The organism is Sphingobacterium sp. T2 (assembly GCF_000814685.1).
Taxonomy (GTDB): Bacteria; Bacteroidota; Bacteroidia; order Sphingobacteriales; family Sphingobacteriaceae; genus Sphingobacterium; species Sphingobacterium thermophilum.
Genome location: NZ_JXAC01000187.1, coordinates 1 through 5,008 on the forward strand (window position 1 = coordinate 1; position 5,008 = coordinate 5,008).

A 5,008-nucleotide genomic window follows, 5' to 3' on the forward strand; every position below is an offset into this window, starting at 1 on the left:
AGATGACGTCACCTTTTTTCACTAAGAACAGAGGGTATCCTGTTCTACGGATTTCGGACCAAGCTTCAATACCTTGGGTATTAAATAGGAGACTTAGATATTTTTGGGTAAGTACTAGTTTTCCTTATTTGGCTGGTGGTAAGAGCGCCAAATAAGCGTTCGCTTCAGCAGCTCCCACACCCCACTTGTCCAAGGATGCTTTTACTCCCCTTTCATATGCTTCCTGATCCCAATTCCTGTATTCTGAAATCAAAAATTCCACCTCTGCATATTCCATCAGCACTTCCCCATAGTTGGCAGCGTTGATAATCTCTCCCGGCAAGGAAATTCGATCTACAGGGAACAAGTTTCCGGCAGCCAGAGGTAGGCCATACGGCTGTCCAAAGTATGTGCCATCCGCCAGTGGTTTGGCATATTTTGCAAGACGCGGGTCTTGTGCAGCAAAAGGACCTCGCTGTCCCTTCAGCGTTTCTACGATAACATGAGATACCGCAAAGTCTTTTCGATTGGCGGTCACTGTAGCTCTGTATAATGGCGCTTCATTCGGTGCGGATGCTGAAAAGGTGAAAACAGCATTGTCGGCATTGGAGGTGAAAACACCTTTTGCCAGTGCATCATCTATATGCGCTTTGGCGAATGTAGGTTCTTTATGATAGATACGGTTGGCCAGACGAAGCCTCAAGGAATTAGCAAATTTTGCCCATTTGCTGTTGTCACCCTTGTAGATGATGTCCGACGTGCCGAAGGTATTCTGGCTGCTGTACTTTCTAAGTGTATCTGCTGCCTGTTTCAGCTCCTCCAAAATATCTTTGTATATCTTCTGCTGCGAAGCATACTTAGGCGTCAAAATGTCGGGATCATGCTGTAAAGCTTGGAAATCTTCGTCCTTATTACCGTACGATTCGTAAGGCACATCACCGAAAACATCGGTAAGATGATGGAAACCAAATGCTTTCAACACTCTCGCTATAGCAATCTGGTTAGCATTACTTCCTGCGCCACCTGCTGTGGCAATAGCTTTGGTTTCCTCGTCCGTATTCATTTTGATGATTTCGTTCAAGTTGTTCAATGCCTTATAGGTCGCTGTCCAGAAGTTGTCCGAATAAGATGTAGGAATCTGATAGCGCGACTGATCTGTATAAATGTTTTGGCTAAAATATTGGGCGAATAACTGTGCCCCACGGTAGTTAATCTCCTCACTGCGTATAGCGTCGATAAGCTGCTTTTCAGCTGTAATCAACAGACTTGGCGTAGGCACTGCCGAAGGCCTGTTAGGGTCAATATTTATGTTTTCAAATGTCTCTTTCGAGCAGCCGACAAGAGCGACCAACGTGAACAGCCAAAGATATATCTGTTTATTTACTTTCATCTTTTAGAATTTTAGATTAACATTTAAACCATAAGTTATAGGCGTAGGAATATTTCCTCCTTCTATACCTTGCACGTTACCACCACTAGTAGTGAACTCCGGATCTATATATTTGCTTTTGGTATAGATATTCCACAGATTTCTTCCGTACAAGGACACGTTGACATTTTTCACGGTCTTAGTAGATTTCAAAGGTATATCATAGCCTAGCACCACCTCACGGAATTTGATATAAGAGGCATCGAAAATGGAGAAAGTGGTAGGTCCATTATATTCATTTCTTGCCCATTGCTGTGCCGTGATATTGGTTGTATTTTCTGTCACATTGTCTACAGTGTACGTTCCGTCGGCGTGGAAGGTTACATCAGCTTTGACGCCATCGAGTACCACTCCTGTCTCACGCACATTGTTGGCTGCCGTCTTATCCAAAATTCCTGCGTACATACCCACTTTGTATGTCTGCGAGAAGAACTTGCCTCCTATACGGCCATCTACCAAAAACCCAAGACTGAAATTTTTATACTGGAAGGAGTTTTGGAAGCCGAAAGTAAAATCCGGAAGAATACTTCCCAGCGGCACAAGCTGTGAGGTCTTCATATATGTTCCGTCGTTCTCCACCACACGCTTGCCATTGGGAGCATATACAAAGTCGTAACCCAAAAACTGGCCGTACGGCTGTCCTTCACGTGCCACCAAATTCACTAACGTATTGCTAAGCGTTAATGTGTTTACCAGCTCATCCAATTTCACTACCTTATTTTTATTCTTGGCGTAGTTGACAGTAGTGTTCCACTGGAAGTTGTCATTTTTTAAGGGGCTAGCATTCAGCTGCACTTCCACCCCTCTGTTGTTGATCTTTCCAGCGTTGAGGAATTTGCTTTCGTAGCCAAATGCCGAAGATACGGGTACTGCAAGAATCTGGTTACGCGAATTGTTGTTATAGTAAGTGACATCTACACCTAATCGATTTCTGAAAAAGGAAAGGTTTATACCGGTCTCCCATGAGCTTGTCACCTCAGGCTTCAGCTGATTGTTGGCAAGCTCTTTTGGCAGGCTGTACGAAGGCTTGCCATCTATAGGTTGCTGGGCCTCATACACCTTATACAACTGATAAGGTTCGGTGTCGTTACCTACCTGCGCCCACCCCAGTCTTATCTTTCCGAAAGAGAGCCATTCCAGGTTCTTTAAGCCTTCAAGGTCAGAAAACACAAAGCTTCCCGTAATCGATGGATACGTAAAGGAATTGTTATTTACCGGCAAGGTCGACGACCAGTCGTTACGCACCGTAGCATCAAGGAACAAGAAGTTCTTGTAACCGACAGAGGCACTAGCATACAAAGAAGAGACACGCTTATGGAAAGACTTATTATCTATAATAACACTCGGCGCATTTTTTAGGTTATAGTAGTTAGGGACTATCAGCCTCCCGATGTGATGGCGTAGTCCACCTTACGTTGCTGATCTCTTAGGTTAGCCCCCACATTGGCATACAAGGAGAAGTTTTCCCAATTTTTCTTTGCAGAAGCCAAGAATTCGTAGTTATATTCATTGAGCTTGTTGCTGGATTCTTCATATTGCGACGCACTTCGAGAATATACAGCAATGCGATCCTGAGCCTGGAAAGAATAGATATCGCCATGCGCCTTCGCTCCTACGGTAAGCCAATCGTTAACCTCGTACTGCAAGCCTACATTCCCGTAGAACCTGTCTCTGCTTTCTTCGAGGTATGACTCGTATGCCGACCAATAAGGGTTATCGATGAAACGCGTAGCCTCATCTTCAGGAGTATTACGCCATCCTGTACGGTTCCACGCCAACGGCGTTCCATCCTCCCGCTTATAACGAGAAAGGATTTTATAATCTACCTGTACCGCTCCCCATTGGAATGCTTCCAGCATAATATTTCTATTGGAAGCTCCTGACCACGGTCTTCCTATCGACGAGTTTTTGATATAGGTAAAGTTTGAAGACAGCTTAATCTTGCCGAGTTGGGTGCCTCCTGAAAAGTTGAACGAGTTGCGTCCTAGAGAGGCGTTAGGCACCGTACCTCTTACATTCTTATTGGTATAGGAAAAGCGATAGTTGGTATTGCCACTATTTCCTGCTATGGCAATATTATTGGTATTGGCTACTCCCGTACGGAAGAAGTAGCTGACATCATGCTTTGGATACACCCAAGGTGCCGGATTCAGGTAAAGGTCTTCATCTTCCGGATTCAGGTTATACCAGTGCAATACGGGCGTTCCATCCAAGCGAGGTCCCCAGCTTTCATCAGCCGCATAATCCACTATCTTGTAGTCCGTACCGTTGATATTTTGTACCTGGAATGTTGGAGAGTATCCTTGACCATAAAGCTTTTGTCTTTTAGGTAGACGTACCACATTTTCAAAATCCAATCCAGTATTTACCGAAATATCCACACGTTCACCTTTGGCGGCACGTTTGGTGGTGATAAGAATGACGCCGTTGGCCGCACGTGAACCGTAGAGAGCTGCCGCCGAAGGACCTTTCAAGACCGAAATATTTTCGATATCATCGGGGTTCAGATCCTGAATGGTGTTGCCCACATCTTTTCCTGCACTTCCGTTTATGGTGGCAGCAGAGTTCAGGTCTGTATTATCTATAGGCGTACCGTCGATGACATACAAAGGCTGGTTATTCCCTGAAATAGAGTTGATACCACGGATAGTCACACGGTTTGATCCCCCCATATTTCCGCCAGATGAAATAACCTGTAAGCCCGAAACCTTTCCTGACAGTGCTGAAAGTACATTGGTAGGACGCGTTTGCAACTCCTTACCCTTTACCTCCTGCACTGCGTAGCCTAATGCTTTCTTCTCTCTGGAAATGCCCAAAGCTGTCACCACCACATCTTCCAAGACCTGACTTTGCGGCACCAATTCTATCGTAAGGAAACTATTCCCATCGGCAGTAAGCTTCTTCGTGTCATAACCTATATAGGAAATCTGTATCTGCGGATTGTCTGAAGGAGAATTAAGTTCAAATTCTCCGTTTTGATTTGTAATAACCTGTTTATTGGATGTTAGATCCCGGATAGTAGCACCCACAATAGCCTTGTTAGAAGCATCTACTACCCTGCCCTTCAAAAGAGCTTGCGCATGTAAGCTCCCTGAGCTAAGAGCAAAAGCTGTCAGTACGAGAAATTTAATTTTCGTTCTATTCATAATAAATTCGTGATAGTTAAAAATACTGAAAATAAAATAAGGAAGGATTATCGGAGATAATTAACAATTCCAATTATCTCCTATGCACATTCGCATGGTATGTAGTATATCTCGGAAAAACATTTTCATATTATTTGCGGCAAATATATATAATCTACCGAAATAGTAGACAATAATTTTGTAATAAAAGTGTAAGGTGTTAAAAAAAGGAAGCTTTATAAATAGAAAAAGCCTAAAGAAGTAGACATGCCCCAAAAAGTTAGACACTTATTTGGGGCATTTTTATGAGTAAAAAACAGAAGTAATAATTTCAATTTTAAGTTACGTCTAGTAACCACTATTCTACGAGGTAAAGACAGTATTGGAAGCCTTGCAAAGCGAGAAGGATTAAGTAAATCGAATTTACAATTTTGGCTTAGGCTTTACCAAAATTATGGCAAGCAAGGCTTGCAAG

Annotated in this window: 2 protein-coding genes and 2 pseudogenes; 1 reads left to right on the forward strand and 3 read right to left on the reverse strand. The window is 43.4% G+C overall.

Features of this window, described 5'->3' with window-relative positions:
* From SD31_RS11445 to SD31_RS19235, 3 genes and pseudogenes are all read right to left on the reverse strand, one after another.
* A pseudogene (locus SD31_RS11445) lies at positions 1-1,369 on the reverse strand (SusD/RagB family nutrient-binding outer membrane lipoprotein); the annotation flags it as partial.
* 3 nt (positions 1,370-1,372) lie between these two features.
* Positions 1,373-2,707 (reverse strand): TonB-dependent receptor, encoded by a 1,335-nt coding sequence (locus SD31_RS19230; RefSeq protein ID WP_231561511.1) that lies wholly within the window; start codon positions 2,705-2,707, stop codon positions 1,373-1,375.
* An 80-nt stretch (positions 2,708-2,787) separates the two neighbouring features.
* Positions 2,788-4,554, reverse strand: a complete 1,767-nt coding sequence (locus tag SD31_RS19235; protein ID WP_231561513.1) for a TonB-dependent receptor plug domain-containing protein — start codon at positions 4,552-4,554, stop codon at positions 2,788-2,790.
* Positions 4,555-4,881: 327 nt separating this feature from the next.
* On the opposite strand from SD31_RS19235, the pseudogene SD31_RS21375 reads away from it, so the two are divergent.
* Positions 4,882-5,008: pseudogene (locus tag SD31_RS21375) on the forward strand (helix-turn-helix domain-containing protein); the annotation flags it as partial.